The organism is Parahalioglobus pacificus (assembly GCF_014652275.1).
GTDB lineage: Bacteria > Pseudomonadota > Gammaproteobacteria > Pseudomonadales > Halieaceae > Parahalioglobus > Parahalioglobus pacificus.
In genome coordinates this window covers 986395-1006207 of the sequence record NZ_BMYM01000002.1, presented here as the reverse complement: position 1 = coordinate 1006207, position 19813 = coordinate 986395, and the positions used below count along the sequence as shown (strand labels likewise).

Annotated in this window: 18 protein-coding genes; 12 read left to right on the top strand and 6 right to left on the bottom strand. The window is 58.1% G+C overall.

What is annotated here, in order from left to right; all coding sequences use genetic code 11:
- Window positions 1–5: 5 nt before the first annotated feature.
- Window positions 6–323, top strand: a complete 318-nt coding sequence (locus IE089_RS13350) for a Rieske (2Fe-2S) protein (RefSeq protein ID WP_189478288.1) — start codon at window positions 6–8, stop codon at window positions 321–323.
- Window positions 324–370: 47 nt separating this feature from the next.
- On the opposite strand, the gene sfsA is transcribed toward IE089_RS13350, so the two are convergent.
- Window positions 371–1078, bottom strand: coding sequence for a DNA/RNA nuclease SfsA (sfsA, locus tag IE089_RS13345; RefSeq protein ID WP_189478362.1), 708 nt, complete (start codon window positions 1076–1078; stop codon window positions 371–373).
- Window positions 1075–2250: a pyridoxal phosphate-dependent aminotransferase gene (locus IE089_RS13340; RefSeq protein ID WP_189478287.1), complete on the bottom strand. Its 1176-nt coding sequence runs from the start codon at window positions 2248–2250 to the stop codon at window positions 1075–1077. The genes sfsA and IE089_RS13340 overlap by 4 nt, the downstream gene beginning before the upstream one ends.
- A gap of 448 nt (window positions 2251–2698) precedes the next feature.
- On the opposite strand from IE089_RS13340, the gene dksA reads away from it, so the two are divergent.
- The 11 genes from dksA (at window position 2699) to acs (ending at window position 15815) form a co-directional block, all read left to right on the top strand.
- The gene (dksA, locus tag IE089_RS13335) at window positions 2699–3130 is read left to right on the top strand and encodes an RNA polymerase-binding protein DksA (RefSeq protein WP_189478361.1); all 432 of its coding nucleotides are present in this window, start codon (window positions 2699–2701) and stop codon (window positions 3128–3130) included.
- Between the two features lie 9 nt (window positions 3131–3139).
- Window positions 3140–4021 carry a tRNA glutamyl-Q(34) synthetase GluQRS gene (gene gluQRS, locus IE089_RS13330; RefSeq protein ID WP_189478286.1) on the top strand — a complete coding sequence of 294 codons (882 nt, stop codon included), beginning with the start codon at window positions 3140–3142 and terminating at the stop codon, window positions 4019–4021.
- Between the two features lie 70 nt (window positions 4022–4091).
- Window positions 4092–4268 carry a hypothetical protein gene (locus tag IE089_RS13325; protein ID WP_189478285.1) on the top strand — a complete coding sequence of 59 codons (177 nt, stop codon included), beginning with the start codon at window positions 4092–4094 and terminating at the stop codon, window positions 4266–4268.
- Window positions 4258–7230, top strand: coding sequence for an ATP-binding protein (locus IE089_RS13320; RefSeq protein ID WP_189478284.1), 2973 nt, complete (start codon window positions 4258–4260; stop codon window positions 7228–7230). The genes IE089_RS13325 and IE089_RS13320 overlap by 11 nt, the downstream gene beginning before the upstream one ends.
- 71 nt (window positions 7231–7301) lie before the next feature.
- Window positions 7302–8708 carry a sigma-54-dependent transcriptional regulator gene (locus IE089_RS13315; protein ID WP_189478283.1) on the top strand — a complete coding sequence of 469 codons (1407 nt, stop codon included), beginning with the start codon at window positions 7302–7304 and terminating at the stop codon, window positions 8706–8708.
- 544 nt (window positions 8709–9252) lie between these two features.
- Window positions 9253–10563 (top strand): polynucleotide adenylyltransferase PcnB, encoded by a 1311-nt coding sequence (gene pcnB, locus IE089_RS13310; RefSeq protein ID WP_189478282.1) that lies wholly within the window; start codon window positions 9253–9255, stop codon window positions 10561–10563.
- Complete coding sequence (gene folK, locus IE089_RS13305) at window positions 10560–11069, top strand: 2-amino-4-hydroxy-6-hydroxymethyldihydropteridine diphosphokinase (RefSeq protein WP_189478281.1); 510 nt, start codon at window positions 10560–10562, stop codon at window positions 11067–11069. The genes pcnB and folK overlap by 4 nt, the downstream gene beginning before the upstream one ends.
- A gap of 11 nt (window positions 11070–11080) precedes the next feature.
- Window positions 11081–11764 (top strand): deoxynucleoside kinase, encoded by a 684-nt coding sequence (locus IE089_RS13300; protein ID WP_189478280.1) that lies wholly within the window; start codon window positions 11081–11083, stop codon window positions 11762–11764.
- Window positions 11765–11769: 5 nt separating this feature from the next.
- On the top strand, window positions 11770–12561 hold the full coding sequence (gene panB / locus IE089_RS13295) for a 3-methyl-2-oxobutanoate hydroxymethyltransferase (protein ID WP_189478279.1): 792 nt from the start codon (window positions 11770–11772) through the stop codon (window positions 12559–12561).
- A gap of 312 nt (window positions 12562–12873) precedes the next feature.
- Window positions 12874–13758 carry a pantoate--beta-alanine ligase gene (gene panC / locus IE089_RS13290; RefSeq protein WP_189478278.1) on the top strand — a complete coding sequence of 295 codons (885 nt, stop codon included), beginning with the start codon at window positions 12874–12876 and terminating at the stop codon, window positions 13756–13758.
- A gap of 125 nt (window positions 13759–13883) precedes the next feature.
- Window positions 13884–15815, top strand: a complete 1932-nt coding sequence (acs, locus tag IE089_RS13285; protein ID WP_189478277.1) for an acetate--CoA ligase — start codon at window positions 13884–13886, stop codon at window positions 15813–15815.
- 106 nt (window positions 15816–15921) lie between these two features.
- Here the strand turns inward: acs and pnp are convergent, their stop codons facing one another.
- The 4 genes from pnp to rbfA form a co-directional block, all read right to left on the bottom strand.
- On the bottom strand, window positions 15922–18039 hold the full coding sequence (gene pnp / locus IE089_RS13280) for a polyribonucleotide nucleotidyltransferase (protein WP_189478276.1): 2118 nt from the start codon (window positions 18037–18039) through the stop codon (window positions 15922–15924).
- Window positions 18040–18098: 59 nt separating this feature from the next.
- Window positions 18099–18368 carry a 30S ribosomal protein S15 gene (gene rpsO, locus IE089_RS13275; RefSeq protein ID WP_189478275.1) on the bottom strand — a complete coding sequence of 90 codons (270 nt, stop codon included), beginning with the start codon at window positions 18366–18368 and terminating at the stop codon, window positions 18099–18101.
- A gap of 102 nt (window positions 18369–18470) precedes the next feature.
- Complete coding sequence (gene truB, locus IE089_RS13270; protein WP_189478274.1) at window positions 18471–19400, bottom strand: tRNA pseudouridine(55) synthase TruB; 930 nt, start codon at window positions 19398–19400, stop codon at window positions 18471–18473.
- Complete coding sequence (gene rbfA, locus IE089_RS13265; RefSeq protein WP_189478273.1) at window positions 19400–19807, bottom strand: 30S ribosome-binding factor RbfA; 408 nt, start codon at window positions 19805–19807, stop codon at window positions 19400–19402. The genes truB and rbfA overlap by 1 nt, the downstream gene beginning before the upstream one ends.
- Window positions 19808–19813: the final 6 nt, after the last annotated feature.

Here is a 19813-nt window from a genome sequence, read left to right as displayed (position 1 = left end):
CCAGCGTGATTCATCTTGGAAGCCTTGAGGAATTTGCGGTAAATACCACAACTCACCTGCTGCTGGATGGCAACCCTTTGCTCATTGTGCGACAACGAACATCCATCGCCGCCTACCGCAATCAATGCCCGCACACGGGCGGTACGCTGGACCCCATGGGCGGCTCGGTTGCCAGTGAAGACGGCCTATTGATTACCTGCCAGCGGCACGGCGCGCAGTTCCGTTCCGACACAGGCCAGTGTGTTGCGGGCCCCTGTATGGGCGAGTCACTCGAAGCTCTGTCACTTACCGTTGAAAATGGCGAGCTCTACCTATCGCCCTAACCACCTATCCGCGGGGCCCATTGAGTGGTCCTTACAGGCTACCCTCTTCAGACAGCATCGAGCGAAAATGGCAATGGCTCGGTCAGGGTCAGCGCTGCGTCACTCACCGCACAGCGCCAGGCCTGCACCTCAAGACCGGCCCCAATGCCTGCCGCGAGGGTCTCGCAGTACGCGGGATCAATATGCCGTGCGCCGGTGACCCGCTGTATCCCTTCGTGCATCACACAGAAAAGCAACACGGCACGTGTGCGCTCATCAAGAGCACCGACCAACTCTCGAATATGTTTCTGACCCCGAGCGCTGACCGCATCCGGAAAGGCACCTAAACCCTCCTCGAGACAGAGCGTGACAGATTTCACCTCAACAAACACCCGGGCATCGTCGTTGCTGAGCAGCAGGTCGGCACGACTGCCTTCCCCATATCGGACCTCGCTCTGAATAGAGGGATAGGCGGCGAACTCAGGCAAACGGCCCTGCTCAATGCCCTCCCTGACTACCTTATTGGCGCGTGCAGAGTGGATACAGGCCATGCCCTGCGGCGTTTCAACCAGCTCCCAGGTGTGAGGGTATTTGCGGGTCTTACTGTTGCTGTGCGATAGCCACACCCGCGCACCGTCGGGAGCACAACCGGTCATCGCCCCGGTGTTAGGGCAATGCACGGTCAGTGGGGTGCCATCATCAAGAACAACGTCAGCGAGAAAGCGCTTGTAACGTCGCTGCAACGTCGCCGGAATCAGGTTGGGCAGATCCATCAGCGCAGCACCTTGGCCAATCGCTCGACCGCCAGTTCCAGTCTCTCCATACCGGTGGTGTAAGAAAAGCGCAGGTGCTCATTTGGCCGATGGCGCCCAAAGTCTAACCCGGGGGTAACGGCCACCTGATGATCCTCAAGCAGTGACAGGCAGAAGGCTCGACTGTCATCGGTGTGCCTGCTGGCATTCGCATAAATATAAAGAGCACCATCAGGCTTGCACGGAACCTCAAACCCCAGATCCAGTAGCGCCGGATACAGAAAGTCGCGGCGCTGGCGAAACACTTCACGACGCTCATCCAATATATCGCGCGTGGCGGGTTCGAATGCGGCAAGGGCCGCGTACTGGCCCATTGTCGACATCGAAATAAACAGATTCTGCGCCAATTTCTCCAGTTCCGGGATCGCCGTCTCGGGCGCCACCAGCCATCCCAAACGCCAACCTGTCATGCCAAAGTACTTGGAGAAACTGTTGATCACAAAGGCGTCCGGGTCCACCGACAGCACCGAGGGTGTTGCCGCGTCATAGCCCAGGCCATGATAAATCTCATCAACGAGCAGGTAGCCGTGGCGCGCTTTAACGGCCGCTGACAGGGCAGCCAGTTCCTGTGCCTCAAGCGCAGTTCCCGTCGGGTTCGCGGGACTGGCAACCAACACCCCCCGTGTAGTGCCAGACCAGTGTCTATCCACAAGTTCGGCAGTGAGCTGAAACCGGCTCTCGGGGCCAACGGGCACCAACTCGCCATGCCCTTCCACGAGGCGCATAAAGTTGCGATTGCAGGGGTACCCCGGATCGCTCATCAGCATACCGTCGCCAGGATCCAGTAACAGCGCTGCCAGCAACAGCAGCGCTCCCGATGCACCCGGCGTCACCATGATGCGCTCCGACGGCACATCCAGACCGTAGTCGGTGTGGTAGTACCTCGAGATAGCCTCGCGCAACTGGGGAATGCCCGCCGCTTCGGAGTACTGGGTACGGCCTGCAGCAAGGGCCGCTCTGCCAGCCTCGACGATCGGTTGGGCAGTGCTGAAATCCGGCTCACCCGCTGCCAGGTGAACGACGTCGTGACCCGCCCGCGACAGCTCGGTCGCCCTTGCCAGTACCTCTACTACCCGGAAGGGATCTATCTCTGACAACCGGCGAGCGTACTCGCCATTGGCCCGTCGATCCGACATCGTTGAGCTCCGCTGGAAAAAGCCGCATTCTAACAACTGCAGGGCGCCAGCCGACGCCCTGAGAGGGATGGATATTTTTGTGGCAGCCCCGCAGGATATCTGGTAGTTTCACCGCCCTCTGACGGCGGGGCCCTTTTCAGGGGCCTGCCGAATCGTCGAGTAGCACTGCACGTATGGGACATTAACCATGCCAACAAAAGCGAAAGCCGCACCCAAAGCAAAAGCGAAAGCCAAGGCAAAAGCCAAGGCGCCTGCGAAGGCGAAAGCAACCGCCAAAGCAAAGGCGGCGACCAAAGCCAAAGCACCTGCGAAGGCAAAAACCGCAGCCAAGGCCAAGGCACCGGCAAAGGCCAAAACGGCAGCCAAGGCCAAGGCACCTGCGAAAGCAAAGGCGCCCGCCAAGGCAGCAAACGCGGCCAAAAAGCCCGCAGCCAAGCGCAAAGCCACAGTGAAAACCAGTTCAAGTACTGAGTTCAAAAACTTCGAGCCGTACGAGCCCAAGCGCGGCGAGGAGTACATGAACGAGCCTCAGCGGGAGCACTTCCGCGGCATATTGCTGGAGTGGAAATCACAGCTGATGCAGGAAGTGGATCGCACCGTTACGCACATGAAGGATGAAGCAGCCAACTTCCCTGACCCGGCCGATCGCGCCACTCAGGAAGAGGAATTCAGCCTGGAGTTGCGTACCCGTGATCGCGAACGCAAGCTCATCAAGAAGATCGATAGCACCATGGAGCGCATCGAACAGGATGACTACGGTTTCTGCGATGCCTGCGGCGTAGAGATTGGCATTAAGCGTCTGGAAGCGCGTCCTACTGCCTCTCTGTGCATTGATTGCAAGACCCTTGATGAGATCAAGGAGAAGCAGGAGCTGGGTTGATACGGCGTCATGTGCGCATCCACCCACAGCTACCGGGGGCGCTTCGCCCCCTCGCCTACCGGCCCACTGCACAAGGGCTCACTCATCGCCGCTCTGGCCAGTTACCTAGACGCCCGCGCCCATAGTGGACAGTGGCTGGTGCGCATTGAAGATATCGACCCACCCCGAGAGCAGGCCGGTGCCACCCAGTCCATTCTCAATAGCCTACAGGCACATGGCTTGTATTGGGACGATGACCCTCTATTCCAGAGCACACGCAGCGACGCCTACGAGCACGCCATCACCCGGCTGCACACCGATGGGCTCACCTTTGCGTGTCAGTGCACCCGTGCCGCACTGGGCCCCGACGGCTGTTGCAACGGGCGCTGTGAGGCAAGCAGCACGTCGCTGACACCCCCTACAGCCACCCGATTTCGAGTGGAAAGGGCTACCGTTATTAGCACTGACGATGGTGTGCAGGGCCAACAGAGCTGGCCCCTAGGCCAGGACGCACCGGATTTCGTCATCAAGCGTAAAGATGGACTGTTCGCATACCAATTGGCTGTTGCTGTGGACGATGCACAACAGGGAATTAGCCGCGTTGTGCGCGGCAGCGACCTGCTGGATTCCACGCCGAGACAAATCGCCCTAATGGGCGCATTGGGGTACGACGCACCTGAATACAGCCACATCCCAATACTCGCCACCCCAGACGGCCAAAAGCTGAGCAAGCAAAACCATGCCGCGCCGCTGGCTGACCAAACTGCCGCGGCGAATCTGCGCGAAGCCCTGGACTACCTCGGCCAACCACCACCGCCCACAACACTGGAAAGCCCTGTAGACATTTTGACGGCTGCAACAACGCAATGGTCTGAAGCTGCTATCCCAAAAGCAATGGCGATAATCGCCTAAGCCCCGCCAGGTGGCGTTAGCGCTGCGCTCGGCTTAAGGTGTAGCCCATCCATCGACAGGAAACTGGCACATGTATATCAATCGCTTGCTGCTACTCGTAGCGGGCCTACTCGTCGTCTTCTACCCGACTCTGGAGGAGTGGTTATTTGGAGACAGGGGTGCCTGGTACCGCCCCTATCTGATCTGGGTATTAGCCATCGGCGCCGCTTACTGGAACCAGCGGCGCAGGTCAGTCGATGAGCTTTAGCCTGACGCAAATTCTCGGGGCGGTTATCGCCTATCTTTCCGGTCTGTTTCTCGTGGCTCACTTGGCAGATCGCAATAAGCTGCCCACCCGCCTGACCAACAGTCCGATCGTGTATGTGCTGTCGCTGGGGGTGTTCGCTGGCGCCATGGCCACGAACGCGATTTTCTCGCTGGCGCAACAGCACGGCTACGGCTACCTGCTGTACTTTGTCGCCGTATCGCTGATGTTTCTCATCACTAACCTACTGCTGCTACCCATTCTTCGACTCTGCCGCGTCTACCAGCTGGCGTCCTTAGCCGACCTACTGACCTTTCGTTTCCGCCGGCAATGGATAGGCAGCGCTGTGACCGTGGCCATGTGTCTCACACTGATGCCAATGCTGGCACTACAGATAGAGGTCGTTGCAGACAGCATCAAGATTCTTGGCGGTGACGCACAGGGCTTACTGCCCACCTCCAATCGGGAAAGCGGCCTGGCGCTGTTGTTTTGCATCATCATGATCGGCTTTGCTGTGCTCTTTGGTACACGCAATGTCGAGAATCCCAACCACAACCGCGGCCTGGTAGTAGCCATCGCCTTCGAATCCCTGGTAAAGCTGGGCGCACTGTTTCTCCTGATGCTGTTTGCAGTCTATGGTGTCTTTGATGGGTGGTCGGGACTTGATCAGTGGTTGAGCAGCAGCCAGAACCGGATGCAGCCTCTGGATCAACCCTTGGCCGGGGAGACTGCGCGCATGATGCTGTTGTTATTCTTTGCCGGCGCCGTCTGTATGCCGCACATGTTTCATATGTTGTTCGCAGAGAACACTGATAGCCAGCACCTGCACACAGCCAGCTGGGGACTGCCACTGTATCTGCTGTTACTCAGCCTGCCGGTTTTGCCCGTGGTGGCCGCCTGGGCGCAACTGGACACCGACATGCCCACCGCCTATGCCGGGCTTGCCGTGGGTTTATCACTGGAGTCTGTCGGCGCCAGCGCGGCGGCCTTTATCGCCAGCCTGTCTGCCGCCAGCGCAGCCATCATTGTCACGACGCTGGCACTGGCGAACATGTGTCTCAATCATTTGGTGCTGCCATTAAATCTGGTCCAGATTCATTCCGAGCAGAGCCTCTACTCGCAACTCAAGTGGCTACGCAGAACCCTGATAGCGCTACTCATATTCGGTGGCTATGGCTTCTTCGTGGTGTTGCATGGGCAGCTCAAGCTGGCTGAGCTGGGCCTGGTCGCGTTCGCCGGCGTGCTGCAGTTTCTACCCGGCCTGGTGTTCACATGTTACTGGACGGGGGCGAATCGTAAGGGCGTTATCTGGGGACTAGGAGCAGGTTTGGCACTGTGGGCGATTTCACTATTGCTTCCGCTGTTCACGGCGCAACCGCCGGACTGGACAATGGGTCTGGCGCAGCGCTGGTACGGTGATGCCAGCGATACCTGGGCTGCGGCCAGCGGGCTGGCACTGGCCGTCAACAGCTTTCTCTGCGTCGCGATATCCCTACTGACCAATACCAGTGAAGAAGAGCAGATTGCCGCCGAGATCTGTGCGCTGGACGAGACACAGCGCACCGCGCGTCGCACATTGACGGTCACCAGTGCTGCCCAGTTTGTGGAGAAGCTTGCCACCTCGCTGGGTGAGCAAACGGCACAGGCCGAGGTCAATCGCGCACTCGCACAGCTGCAGTTTGAGGTGACGGAACGTCGGCCCTACGCATTGCGCAGGCTGCGGACCCGCATTCTGGGGAACCTCTCCAGCCTGGTGGGCCCGACCGCCGCCTTTGCCATCGTTGAGCGCGCGCTGCCATTTGACAGTCGTGGCAGTGTCTATCGGCACGAAGACTTCACCCTGCTGGAGCGCCGTCTTGAGAAGGCCCAGGGGCGGTTTACCGGATTGGCCGCAGATCTGGACAACCTCAGGCGTCATTACCGACAGACCCTGGATGATCTGCCGGTCGGCATGTTCTCTCTGGGTAGCGATGACGAGGTGCTGCTGTGGAATCGCAGCATGGGCAATATCACGGGCGTCGATGAAGCGGCCATTGTTGGCTCATTGTTGCAGTCACTACCGGAACCCTGGGGCAGCGCCTTCGATGACTTCCTGCGCCAGGACTCACAGAGTCTCACCAAGCAGCAGCTAACCATATCGGCAACAGACACGCGCTGGATCAGCCTGCACAAGACCACACCGCTGACGGCAGATCAGGATACGCTGGTGCTGGTTGAAGACATCTCGGACATGGAGCGCTTACAGGACGAGCTGCTGCACAGCGAGCGCCTGGCGTCTATAGGTCGGCTGGCCGCGGGTGTTGCCCATGAGATTGGCAACCCGGTGACAGGTATCGCCTGCCTGGCGCAAAACCTTGCCTATGCCGAAGATCCGGCTGAAGTCAGGGACGCCAGTGAAGATATCCTGAAGCAGACAGACCGGGTTACCCGCATCGTGGAATCACTGGTCAATTTCTCACACGTGGGTATTGGCAGTGAAACCCTCGCAGAGCCCTGCAATCTCGCTGACTGCGTCGATGAGGCTGTCCACCTGCTCAGACTGAATCATCAGGCGCGGGAAGTTGCTTACGATAATCGCTGCGACCGCGAATTGTTGGTCAGCGCAGACAGCCAGCGCCTGTTGCAAGTGTTCGTCAATCTACTCAGCAACGCCCGAGATGCCTCACCCGATGGCGGTCATATCTGGATTGACGCGCGACGCGAAGGGCAGCGGGTTGAGATATCGGTAGAAGACCAGGGTAGCGGAATCCCGCCCGACCTGATCGAGGACGTGCTTGAGCCCTTCGTAACCACGAAAGAGCCCGGTGAAGGCACTGGACTCGGCCTGTCGCTGGTCTACAGCATTGTCGAGAGCATGCAGGGTAGCTTGCAGATTCAAAGCCCAGTCAATGAGCAGGGCGCTCCCGGTACCCGAATCTGCCTGTGGCTGCCACTGGGCGACTACGGTAGCACCTTCGATCTCTAGGTGGCACTGTCACTGGTAAAGCACCCTCGGTAACGGTATGTTGTGTAACCCGTGTCCTGAGGTAACACACCATGCAGAGCATTCTGGTTGTCGAAGACGAGTCGGTCATTCGCAATGCCCTGAAACGCCTGCTTGAGCGCAGCGGATATAACGTCTCCGAGGCAGGTTCTGTACAGGAGGCTGAAAGTCAGCACGCCCTGGGTAGCTTCGACCTGATTATCAGCGATCTTCGCCTGCCCGGCGCCCCCGGCACCGATCTCATCAAGAAAGCGGGCGACGTGCCGGTACTGATCATGACCAGCTATGCCAGCTTGCGCAGTGCCGTCGATTCCATGCGCATGGGAGCAGTGGATTACATTGCCAAACCTTTCGATCATGGCGACATGATCAGTGCCGTGCAGCGCATTATCGCCGATCATCCTACGCAGCAAGCGGGCGCTACTGAACGGCCGGCCGCCGCAGCCAGCGACACACCCGGCATTGTGGGCAACTGCCCACCAATGTTGACTCTGTTCGACCATATCAAACGCTTTGCGCCCACAGAGTCAACGGTGCTGGTGCTGGGCGAAACGGGCACTGGTAAGGAGATGGTGGCGCGCAGTGTTCACCAGCACAGCCAACGAGCCCAGAAGACTCTGGTTTCAGTGAACTGTGCGGCCATCCCTGAAACACTGATCGAGTCGGAATTGTTCGGCTACGAGAAGGGTGCCTTCACGGGCGCCAATACCAGCCGTATGGGACTGATTGAGGCGGCCGATGGCGGTACGCTGTTCCTCGATGAGATCGGTGAATTGCCCATGGAGGCCCAGGCGCGGTTGTTGCGCTTCATTCAGGAAGGCGAGATTCGCCGTATCGGGTCCGTCAGCTCCCGCAAGGTGAATGTCAGGCTCATATGCGCTACGCACAGGGACTTACAAGCACTCGCCGCCGAAGGGCATTTCCGTCAGGATCTGTTCTACCGCATCAATGTGCTACGCCTGCTATTGCCGCCGCTACGCGAGCGGGGCAAGGATATTCTGCACCTCGCAGAACACCTGCTGGAACAAAAATCCACAGCACTGAGCCGGCCGGCGCCCAAGCTCTCGCCACGCGCCATTCAGGCGATCACCACCTATCAATGGCCGGGCAATGTCCGGGAGCTGGAGCACGCGATAGAGCGCGCCATCGTTCTCACGGATGGCGAGGAAATCGAAAACGAAGCGCTGGGCATTGACCTTGAACTGGTGAACGTCAGCCGCCTGCGTGGGCAACGCATTGGCGCCAGCAGTCCTCGCACGCAGGTCACCAGTGACCCGGCAGAGGATCTGTCACTGGAGGATTACTTCCAGCGCTTCGTGCTGGAGCACCAGGATTCAATGAGCGAAACGGAACTGGCCCAAAAACTGGGTATCAGCCGCAAGTGCCTGTGGGAGCGCCGCCAGCGTTTTGGCTTGCCTCGCAAAAAGGGGAGCTCGGGGACGCGAAAGGTAGCTTCTTAACTGTTACCGGCCCGTTTTCGCGTAACAAAATGGGCGGCGGAAAGGTAACAATGCATTGTTTCAGTATTGTTACCGTGCAGGCTAAGAGTTCATAACCTTCTGTTTATAAACACTTTATTAAAACTTGGCACACGCACTGCTATCTCTTACGCGGCGATTCAATAAAAATAACAATCCCGCCGCTAATAACAATAATAAAACCACACTATGGACCTGGATGGGGAAGATTTCTTCCCCCTCATTTCCCGGCTGCCAATGGCAGCAAGTCTGTGGGGCCACTAACCCGACAACGTCTTGATTCCAGCCACGCTTCGGCGAAGGCTGGCTCGCAGCTCATAACTGCGCTGTTGGACCAAAAACAATAACGATACACAGAAATAACAATAAGCCTCGAAGAGAGACCTGGATGGGGAAAGCTCAGCTTTCCCCATCAACTTCCCTACCGCATTACTCCGGAAACCTCCATTGGCGCGCCAGGCACTCAGATTGCTGCTAGCGCTGTGTTAGACTTCCCACTCTTTTCATCTCACAGGGCCTGCGACGCTTGAAGGTCATCCCCCGGGACGAACACAACGTCTCCCGCAAAAACATCAGCGACAGCGCGCTCAAGGTGATGTCTCGCCTGCGAGGCCATGACCACCAGGCCTATCTTGTCGGCGGCGCGGTCCGAGACCTGCTGCTGGGCGGGCATCCTAAAGATTTCGATATCGCCACCGACGCCACCCCAGAAGAAGTGCACGCGCTGTTTCGCAACTCGCGCATCATCGGGCGCCGTTTTCGTATTGTGCACGTGCGTTTTGGCCGGGAGATCATTGAGGTCACCACCTTCCGGGGGCACCACGACAGCGGCAACGACGGTGCAGGCAAGACTGCCGCCAAACGCAGCGACAAAGGCCTGCTTCTGCGCGACAACGTATACGGCACCCTGGAAGAAGATGCAGTGCGACGTGACCTCACCGTCAACGCGCTGTACTACGACGCCAAGGGCTTTACCGTACTGGACCACGTTAAGGGTCTCGACGATATCCATGCCCGCCGCATTTGCATCATCGGCGACCCGGCGACCCGGTATCAGGAAGACCCGGTGAGGATGCTGCGCGTACTGCGATTTGCCGCCAAACTGGATTTCACGATTGAAGCGGGCACGGCAAAGGCCATTCCGCAATGTGCACATCTTTTGGGGGAGATACCCTCAGCACGACTGTTTGATGAGTTCCTGAAGCTCTTTATGGCGGGCTACGCCAGGGCTACCCTGGACCAGCTGATCGAGCACCGGCTGCTGCAATACCTGTTCCCGGAAACCGACCATGTATTGCGCCAGGATGCGCGCGCCATGACTCTGGTGCGAGAGGCTATGGCCAACACGGACAAACGGATCCGGCAGGATAAGCCCGTAACACCCGCGTTCATTCTCGCCGCATTGCTGTGGCCAGTGGCCAAGCGCGAGGCAGACCACCTTCAGCACCGCGGCGACCCAGCCAATATCGCCATGCACAGCGCGGCGCAGCAAGTCATTGCACAGGCCTGCCAGCACGTCGCCATACCCAAACGATTCAGCATGCCCATGCGGGAAATCTGGGAGTTTCAGCTGCGCCTGGAGAGGCGTCGTGGCAAACGCGCTGCCGAACTGGTCGACCATCGCCGCTTCAGGGCTGCGTACGACTTCCTTCTACTGCGTGAATCTGCCGGCGAAGAAACCGGCGGTCTGGGGCCCTGGTGGACCGATTTTCAGACGCTGCCTATGGAGGAGCGGCTGGAGGTTGCTAGCAAAATAAGTGATGGCGCAGAACCGCGCAACCGCCGGCGCAAAGGTCGCAACCGCACACGCACTCGTCGCGGCAACGCCAACCAGTGAGTCTGGCTTTCATAGGACTGGGGGCAAATCTCGAGCGCCCCTTGCAAAACTTGCAGCACGCCGTATTGCGGCTCGCTCAAACGCCGGCGGTCACCGTCACCGCGACCTCACCTGTTTATCGCAGCGAACCACTGGGGCCACAGGGTCAACCCGATTACTACAATGCGGTTATTGCCTGCGAAACGTCGCTGGCACCGCAGCAGCTGCTGTACGCGACACAGAGCATCGAGAATCATCTGGGCCGCGTACGCAGCCAGCACTGGGGTCCCCGAGTGATCGACCTCGATATTCTGCTTATAGACGGGCTAGAGATCACCGAAGAGCGCCTCACCGTTCCCCACTACGCCATGCGCACACGCAATTTTGTGCTGCGCCCGCTGGCAGATTTGGTGGGCGAGGATTTCCAGCTGCCCGGCGGCGAAGTTCTTGGTACATTACTGGCCGACTGCCAGGGCGCATTGGAACCTGCGAATTACAACCTGGCCTTCGACGTTCCAGACCATTAGGGAGAGCATGCTTGAGCGACGCCGATAAAAGCCTGACTGTCGATCTCAAGGGCCGCAAGCCCCCCGCCTACATCGCCGTTGAAGGCGCTATAGGCGTCGGCAAAACCACGTTGGCTAAACGACTCGCAAGCAGCTTTAACTACCAGACCCTGCTGGAAGATGCCGAGGAAAATCCATTCCTTGAACGCTTCTACCAAAACCGTCACCAGGCGGCCCTGGCGACTCAGCTCTTTTTCTTATTTCAGCGAGCACAGAAAATTCAGGACCTGCGTCAGGCCGATATCTTCGAGCCTGTGCGTGTAGCCGATTTCCTCATCGAAAAAGATCCCCTGTTCGCCCGGATCAACCTCGACGGCGATGAGTTTCAACTCTACGAAAAGGTGTATCAGCAGCTCACGATCGACGCACCAAAACCCGACCTGGTCATTTACCTGCAGGCCTCCACCGAGGTGCTGCTGGACCGCATAGAACAGCGTGGGATCGCCGCCGAAAGGGCAATAGACAGGGACTATTTAGAGCGCCTCAATGAAGTGTACAGTGAGTTTTTTCTATACTACGATGGCGCTCCATTACTGATCGTAAACGCCAGCGAAATCGACCTGGCAAACGGTGATCGCGATTACCAGCACCTGGTGGATTACATGCTGGACATACGCAGCGGCCGTCACTACTTCAACCCCACCTTCTTCGGATAGTCCCCATGCCTAAGATCACAATCAGCACGCTGGATCGCATGAAGGCTGCGGGTGAAAAATTCGTTTGCATTACGGCCTATGACGCTACCTTCGCCCGACTGGTGAGCGACGCAGGTGCCGAGACTATTTTGGTGGGTGACTCACTGGGCATGGTCCTGCAGGGGCACGACAGCACCATTCCAGTGACTATCGACGATATGGCCTACCATACAGAGTGCGTAACGCGTGGCCAGCCGAATTCACTGGTCATCGCAGATATGCCGTTTATGAGCTACACCAACACCGAGCAAACATTGCATAACGCCACAGCGCTGATGCAAGCCGGTGCCCAGATGGTGAAGATGGAAGGTGGTGTCTGGCTCAGCGACAGTATTCACAGCCTGGTAGAGCGCGGTGTTCCCGTCTGTGCCCACTTGGGACTGACACCTCAATCTGTAAACGCCTTCGGCGGCTACCGCGTGCAGGGACGCACCCCCAAGGAAGCCAAATCCATTCTGGCGGATGCGGTGGAGATTCAGGACGCAGGGGCCAGCCTTTTGGTGCTTGAGTGTGTGCCGGCGCACCTGGCCACAGACATCAGCTCGAAGCTGGATATCCCGGTGATTGGTATCGGTGCCGGCGCAGGAACCGATGCACAAGTGTTGGTGATGCACGACTTGCTGGGCCTGTCCACGCACACACCGCGCTTCGTACAGAACTTCATGGCCGGGCAAGAGTCCATCGCAGATGGACTGGCAGCTTTCGTACAGGCAGTGAAAAACGGTGACTACCCCCGGAACGAGCACACCTACGAGTAAGCTTGCAGGCTCAGCGCGAAGCCAACTCAACCCAAACACCTGCCCGATACACGCTGCGATCACTCAGCGGTGCGTCCACTCGCTATCATCTCCACCTCATAATACCAAGTAGGTACTTACTATCAATTGGTAGCACTTTTCCGAAGTAGCACACTTTTTCTGGGTGAATCGGTAACAACACATTGTAAATATTTCCTATTTCAACGTTGATGACCCGTAGGCCGTGGGGCATACTTGGCGCCCGATCAAGGCTCTGTAGGCCTTGAAAAAGAGGTTTTGCATCACCGTTCCGCCGCAAGGGAGTGGTTTTACATGCGCACCGTTACCAGCAACGCTGCACTACAGTCCTGCCTGAATCGCGCCCGCGGCGCAGGGCAGCGTATTGCCTTCGTTCCCACCATGGGAAATCTGCATGAAGGCCACCTTGACCTGGTGCGTCGCGCGCGTAGCTGTGCCGATCTTGTAGTTGTGAGTATCTTCGTTAATCCCCTGCAGTTCGGTGCCAACGAAGATCTGGATGCCTACCCTCGCACTCTGGCTGCCGACAAGGAAAAACTCTTTTCCGAGGGCGTGGCGTATCTGTTCAATCCGGACGTGGATCAAATCTACCCGGAGGGCATGGCCCTGCACACCAAGGTGCGCGTGCCTGATTTGTCCGAGACTCTTTGCGGTAGCAGCCGGCCTGGGCACTTCGATGGCGTCACCACGGTCGTGAACAAATTGTTCAACATCGTGCGCCCCGACGTCGCACTGTTCGGTGAAAAGGACTTCCAGCAGCTGTCCATCATTCGCAAGATGGTGGACGATCTGTATATGCCTGTAGAGATCGTTGGCGTCGCCACAACACGTGCCAACGATGGTCTCGCACTGAGTTCACGCAATGGCTACCTCAGCGCTGAAGAGCGCAGTGTGGCACCGCTGCTGCACGAAACGCTCAACAGCTGCCGCGAAGCCATCGCCTGCGGCTTTGACAACTTCCTGCAGCTGGAATCACACGCACGCATGCAGTTGCTGCAAGCCGGCTTTGACCCTGATTATTTTGCCGTTCGCGATGCACGCACCCTGCGCGCTGTGTCCGAGGACACTGAAGAGATCGCAATACTGGCCGCCGCCCGATTGGGTAAGACGCGCCTTATCGACAATGTACGCCTCAGCGTCAATCCGGTGTCTGACTGGGGCATGCTCGCAAGCTCTTAACGCGCAACGCCACCGAAAACACCACTCCAACAGTATCCACCTTCATACCGGCTCGGCAACGCTTGCGCAGTCCTTATCGGGCAGTATGATCTGACTCTTAACTATCGATAAGAGTCGCCCTCTCCATGTCTGAGTTCCCAGTCCATCCCGTTCCCGCCAGCTTCAGCGACGCGCACATCGACAAAGCGCGCTACCAGGCGATGTACCAGCGATCAATCGCCGAGCCCGACGCCTTCTGGGGTGAAATGGCCGAGGAGCACCTGTCCTGGGACGCACTCTGGCATACCGTCCGAGCCTTCGACTTCAGTAACGGCGAGGCCGCGTGGTTCAGCGGTGGCATTCTTAACGCCAGCGTTAACTGTATCGACAGGCATCTACCCGCGCGCGCAGACCAGACGGCCTTTATCTGGGAAGGCGACGACCCCAATGACAGCGCCCACATAAGCTACGCCCAGCTAAAAACCGAGGTGTGCAAGCTCGCCAATGCACTGCGATCAAGGGGCGTGAAAAAAGGCGACCGCGTTTGTATCTATATGCCTATGGTGCCCGAGGCGGCTTACGCCATGCTGGCCTGTGCCAGAATCGGGGCGATTCATTCCGTGGTTTTCGGTGGCTTCTCACCCGAGGCTCTGAAAGACCGGATTCTCGATTCGGACTGCCAAACAGTGATCACTGCAGATGAGGGCGTTCGCGGCGGCAAGCCCATACCGCTAAAAGCCAACACCGATAAAGCGCTGGCGGCCTGCCCGGGCGTGCATACCTGTCTGGTAGTGAAGCGCACAGGAGGCCAGATCGATTGGCACAGCGGCAGGGACCAGTGGTATCACGAGCTCACCGGTGTGGCTGCCGGCGACTGCGAGCCCGAGCCCATGGATGCCGAGGACCCGCTGTTCATTCTTTACACCTCCGGCTCCACCGGCAAACCCAAGGGTGTTCTGCACACCACGGGCGGCTACCTGCTGCAGGCCACCATGACCTTCAAGTACACCTTTGATTATCGGAATAACGAGGTGTTCTGGTGTACTGCCGATGTGGGCTGGGTCACCGGTCACACCTATATTGTCTACGGTCCACTCAGCAATGGCGCGACCAGCCTGATGTTTGAAGGCGTTCCCACCTACCCGGATGCAGGACGCTGTTGGGAAGTCGTGGACAAGCACCAGGTGGCTACCTTCTACACAGCACCCACCGCCATTAGGGCACTGCACGCTGTGGGTGACGAGCCCGTGACACGTAGTTCGCGGGCAAGCCTGAGACTGCTGGGCTCGGTGGGTGAACCGATCAATCCGGAAGCTTGGGAGTGGTACTACCGGGTCGTCGGCGACTCGCGCTGTCCCATCGTAGACACCTGGTGGCAAACTGAGACAGGCGGCCAGATGATTACACCGCTGCCGGGCGCTACAGACCTCAAACCGGGGTCGGCCACACTGCCCTTCTTTGGTGTTGAATTAGCCCTGCTGAATGAAGACGGCAGCGAAATTGAGGGACCCGGTGCCGGCTATCTGGTGATCAAGAGTTCATGGCCCAGCCAAATACGCACCGTGTACGGCGACCACCAGCGCCTGATCGATACTTACTTCAGTCATTACGATGGCTACTACTTTACAGGCGACGGCGCTACGCGTGACGAGGATGGCTACTACTGGATTACTGGACGGGTAGACGACGTACTTAACGTGTCAGGCCACCGTATGGGCACAGCCGAAGTCGAGAGCGCGCTAGTGCTGCATGATGACATCGCGGAGGCCGCTGTCGTGGGCTATCCGCACGACATCAAGGGCCAGGGTATCTACGCTTATGTCACACCGATGGCAGGTGTGACACCCAGCGATAGCCTGCGCGATGAGCTGGTACAGCTATGCGTGGCCGAGATAGGCCCCATTGCCAAACCGGATGTCATCCAGTGGGCGCCGGGGCTACCTAAGACGCGTTCCGGAAAAATCATGCGACGCATACTGCGCAAGATCGCCGAGAATGAGCTCGAGAACCTGGGTGATACCTCTACACTGGCCGACCCCGGCGTGGTGCAGGATCTCATCGATAACCGCAGTAGCTAGCTGAGAAGCGCCGCTTAGACCTGACTGCACAACTAGCCGACCATCACGGGGCAAAAAAAAGGGCGCATCCGAAGATGCGCCCTTTCTATTCTCTAAAGACTGCGAGTTATTCGGCAGCCTCTGCAGGTGCGTCGTCTGCTTCGTCTTCCAGCAGCTCCTTGATGGAGAGCTTGATACGACCACGCTGATCGACGTCCAGCACCTTAACGCGTACTTCCTCACCTTCGCTCAGGTGGTCGGTCACGTTCTCCACACGCTCATTGGCGATCTGGGAGATGTGTACCAGGCCATCTTTGCCGGGCAGGATGTTCACGAAAGCACCGAAGTCTACGATGCGAGCAACGGTACCGGTGTAGATAGCACCAACTTCCGCTTCTGCCGTGATTTCCTCAATCATGGCAACCGCCTTGTCGCGCGCCGCCTGGTCCTGACCGAAGACACGTACAGTGCCGTCATCGTCGATATCGACAGTGGCACCGGACTCTTCGGTGATTGAGCGAATGGTTGCACCGCCCTTACCGATGATGTCGCGGATCTTGTCGGAATCGACTTTCAGCGTAATCATGCTGGGTGCGTTCTCGGAAGTCACTTGACGCGGCTCAGCCAACACAGCGTTCATTTGGCCCAGGATATGCAGACGCGCATGCAGCGCCTGCTCCAGAGCGATCTCCATAATCTGCTCGTTGATACCTTCGATCTTGATATCCATCTGCAGTGCAGTGACACCTTCGGCGGTACCGGCGACTTTAAAGTCCATGTCACCCAGGTGATCTTCGTCACCCAGGATGTCGGTCAGTACGGCAAACTGGTTACCGTCTTTCACCAGACCCATTGCAATACCGGCAACAGGCGCCTTCAGTGGTACGCCCGCGGCCATCATCGCCATAGAGCCCACACAGACTGACGCCATAGAGCTGGAACCATTGGATTCGGTGATTTCCGAAACCACACGCACTGTGTAGGGGAACTCTTCTTCGTTCGGCAGTACAGCTGCCAGACCACGACGCGCCAGGCGACCGTGACCGACTTCACGACGACCGGTGAAACCGATGCGACCTGCCTCACCCACTGAGTAGGGAGGGAAGTTGTAGTGCAGCATAAAGGGATCGCGACGCTCGCCTTCCAGCGCATCGATGATCTGCGCGTCACGGGTAGAGCCCAAAGTCACAGTACCGATGGCCTGAGTTTCACCGCGGGTGAACAAGGCGGAGCCGTGTGCTTTAGCCAGCAGATCAACTTCACAGGCAATCTGGCGCACGGTGCGGGTGTCACGACCGTCAATGCGGGGCTCACCAGCCAGGATGCGCTTGCGCACCAGGTTCTTCTCAACCTTTTTGAACATATCCTTTACGTCGTCGGCGGCGGTACCACCTTCAACAGCCAGCGCTTCCACGCAGGCAGTACGGATCTCAGCTACGCGATCGTAACGCGCTGACTTCTCGGTGATGCGATACGCTTCACCCAGATCGTTCTGAACTTGACCTTCAACAGCGGCCAACAGGGCCTGATCGATGACAGGCGCCTGCCAATTCCAACGAGGCTTGCCAGCTTCTGCAACCAGCTCGGTGATCGCCTGGATAACGGTCTGCATCTCCTGGTGTGCAAACAGCACAGCACCCAGCATCTGGTCTTCGCTCAGCTCTTTCGCCTGCGACTCAACCATCAGAACGGCGTCTTTGGTGCCGGCAACAACCATGTCCAGCTCGCTGTCTGCCAATTGGTCATAGGTGGGGTTCAGCATGTAACCCTGCGCTTCGTTGAAGCCGACACGCGCGCCACCGATAGGACCATTGAAGGGGCAGCCGGAGATAGCCAGTGCCGCGGAGGTACCGATCATTGCGGGAATATCTGGGTCGATGTGCTTATCAGCGGACATCACAGTACAAACCACCTGTACTTCCGCCATGTAACCGTCTGCAAACAGCGGACGAATAGGACGGTCGATAAGACGGGAGGTCAGGGTTTCTTTTTCGCTTGGGCGGGCTTCACGCTTGAAGAAGCCACCCGGGATTTTACCTACAGAGTAAGTCTTCTCCTGGTAGTGCACAGACAGGGGGAAGAAGTCCTGGCCGTCACGCGCATTTTTCTCTGCCACAACAGTACACAGTACAGACGTATTTTCGACTGTAACCAGCACTGCTCCAGTGGCTTGGCGGGCAATTCGGCCCGTCTCCAGCGTGACGGTCTGTCCGCCATACTGGAATGTTTTAGTTACTGGATTCACTATTTTTCTCCAATTCTAGATAAGGCAACCGGGGCCTGATGCCCCGGTAGCTAAGCGGCTTATCGACGCAGACCCAGACGCTTGATCAGTTCAGCGTAGCGAGCAGTGTCCTTGCGCTTGAGGTAGTCCAGCAGTTTGCGGCGCTGGTTCACCATGCGGATCAGGCCGCGGCGTGAGTGGTGATCCTGTGCGTGCGACTTGAAGTGTCCCTGCAGCTGCTCAATGTTTGCTGTGAGCAGGGCTACCTGTACTTCAGGGGAACCAGTGTCGCCTTCGCCTTGCTGGTAGTCTTTTACGATTTCCGCTTTCTTTTCAGCAGTTAATGCCATGTGTATTTCCTCGCTCAATCTGCCCCGGCCCGGGATTTACATCCACCGTCGACCGCCATTATCAAAAGAGCCTGTCCGTGCAGATTTACAGACAGGTTCGCGTCACCGACCGGTGACTACCAGACGACGCGGCGCCACGCGCCCATCATCTAATATCTCTCCAACGCCCAGGAACTCACCGCTGTCCAGAGCGACGCGCACCATACCATCACAGGGCGCATTTGGCACCAATACCGGCTGCCCCTGCCGCAGGTAGTAACCCCCGGCCTCACTGAGGCTCACAAGGGGTAAATCCTCCAGCGCATTGTCTGCCGGCAGAAGCAGTGCATCCATTTCTGCCAGCTTGTCATTGGCCTTTAGTGCTTCCAGCGTTCCGAGTGTCACGCTGTCTTCCAGTTTGAAGGGCCCGGCCGCCGTGCGACGCAATGCACTGACGTGTGCCCCTACGCCCAACGCTTGGCCAAGGTCCTCGGCTATGGAGCGCACATAGGTGCCTTTACTGCACTCTATCTCTATATCTATTTCTGCGCGCTCCCCTGACCGGAAGGCCTTGAGTTCCAGCCGGTGAATCACCACCTGTCGGGATTTACGCTCTACTGCCTTGCCTTCGCGAGCCAGCTTATACAACGGCTTACCGTCCTGCTTGATCGCAGAAAACATCGACGGCACTTGCTCGATCTCACCGCGAAAGGCTTCCAGGGCCACCTCTACCTGTTGCTCATCGAGCGCCGACGCGTCTCGGGTAGTGGTGATCTCGCCCTCGGCATCGCCGGTGGTCGTCGCCTGCCCCAATACAAAAGTACTGGCGTAGCCCTTGTCGGCATCCAGCAGGTACTGGGAGAATTTCGTCGCCTCACCAAAACACAGTGGCAGTACGCCGGTCGCCAGTGGATCCAGTGAACCCGTGTGACCGGCCTTGGCAGCAAAAAACAGGCGTTTTGCACTTTGTAGGGCCTGGTTAGAGCTCATGCCCACCGGCTTATCCAGCACCAGGATACCGTCTACCGGGCGCCCGCGACGTCGCCGTGCCACTAGGACTCCTCGCCGTCTGGGTCTTCGTCCTGACGCAGGCCCAAATCACGATCTGCCTGCGCTGCGCGACTGATCAAACCCTCGAGGTGTCGGCCCTGCCCTACACTGCTGTCAAAATAGAAGCTCAGGCGTGGCACCATGCGCATACTGGCATCGCGTGACAGCTCGTTGCGCAAGAAACCGCTGGCTTTGTTCAGCACAGCGGTCACCTCTTTAGCCTCGTCTTCGGTATCGCTGTCGAGGCGGGTGTAATACACGCGCGCGTGGGACAGGTCCCTGCTCACTGTCACTCCAGTAACACTGATCATCCCCAGACGCGGATCACGCAAGGACTGCTGTATCAGTGATGCAAGTTCGCGCTGCAGATAATCCGCAACGCGCTGGGTGCGACTGTATTCCTTGGCCATGGCACT

Excerpts from the sequence above, each read along its gene's own strand:
- IE089_RS13340 (WP_189478287.1), bottom strand. The coding sequence starts at position 2,250 with ATGTCGGATCGACGGGCCAATGGCGAGTACGCTCGCCGGTTGTCAGAG.
- gluQRS (WP_189478286.1), top strand. The coding sequence starts at position 3,140 with ATGTGCGCATCCACCCACAGCTACCGGGGGCGCTTCGCCCCCTCGCCT.
- IE089_RS13325 (WP_189478285.1), top strand. The coding sequence starts at position 4,092 with ATGTATATCAATCGCTTGCTGCTACTCGTAGCGGGCCTACTCGTCGTC.
- IE089_RS13320 (WP_189478284.1), top strand. The coding sequence starts at position 4,258 with ATGAGCTTTAGCCTGACGCAAATTCTCGGGGCGGTTATCGCCTATCTT.
- IE089_RS13315 (WP_189478283.1), top strand. The coding sequence starts at position 7,302 with ATGCAGAGCATTCTGGTTGTCGAAGACGAGTCGGTCATTCGCAATGCC.
- panB (WP_189478279.1), top strand. The coding sequence starts at position 11,770 with ATGCCTAAGATCACAATCAGCACGCTGGATCGCATGAAGGCTGCGGGT.
- panC (WP_189478278.1), top strand. The coding sequence starts at position 12,874 with ATGCGCACCGTTACCAGCAACGCTGCACTACAGTCCTGCCTGAATCGC.
- acs (WP_189478277.1), top strand. The coding sequence starts at position 13,884 with ATGTCTGAGTTCCCAGTCCATCCCGTTCCCGCCAGCTTCAGCGACGCG.
- rpsO (WP_189478275.1), bottom strand. The coding sequence starts at position 18,368 with ATGGCATTAACTGCTGAAAAGAAAGCGGAAATCGTAAAAGACTACCAG.
- rbfA (WP_189478273.1), bottom strand. The coding sequence starts at position 19,807 with ATGGCCAAGGAATACAGTCGCACCCAGCGCGTTGCGGATTATCTGCAG.